The following is a 429-nucleotide window of genomic DNA, read 5'->3' on the forward strand; positions in this document are numbered from 1 at the left end:
CAGCCCGCCGGCTGTGCGCCGCTCGTCGCCGCGCACGATCGCGGTGCCGACACGATCGAACCCTGGGAGTCGCCGGACACCATCGTCGGCGAACTGGAGATTCCCGAGCCGAACTGTGCGGAGCCGGCGCTCGACGCCGTCGCGGAGACCGGCGGCGGATTCGTGGCCGTCGACGACGAGAACAGCCTCGAAAGCGCTGTCGTGGCCGCTCAGAAGGCAGGATTAGAGGTCGGTGCCGCCGGCGGAGTCGCGGTCGCGGCGGCCGGCGAACTCGCTGCCGATGGCGTGTTCGGCCCCGACGACCACGTCGTCGTCGTCAACACGGAATCCGGAACCAAGACCGCAGACGTGCTCCGGAGCCATTTGATGGGAAAAGGAATCTGAGTTAGAACGGTCACGCAGCATCGTTTGGACCGACAGATTATTAAT

1 protein-coding gene is annotated in these 429 nt (G+C 66.0%); it reads left to right on the plus strand.

Going from position 1 to position 429, the window contains the following annotated elements:
- A partial coding sequence (locus tag DEQ92_RS23085) for a pyridoxal-phosphate dependent enzyme (RefSeq protein WP_115821833.1) occupies positions 1–384 on the plus strand: 384 nt, incomplete at its 5' end.
- Positions 385–429: the final 45 nt, after the last annotated feature.

The sequence above is a fragment of the Haloferax sp. Atlit-6N genome (assembly GCF_003383195.1).
GTDB lineage: Archaea > Halobacteriota > Halobacteria > Halobacteriales > Haloferacaceae > Haloferax > Haloferax gibbonsii.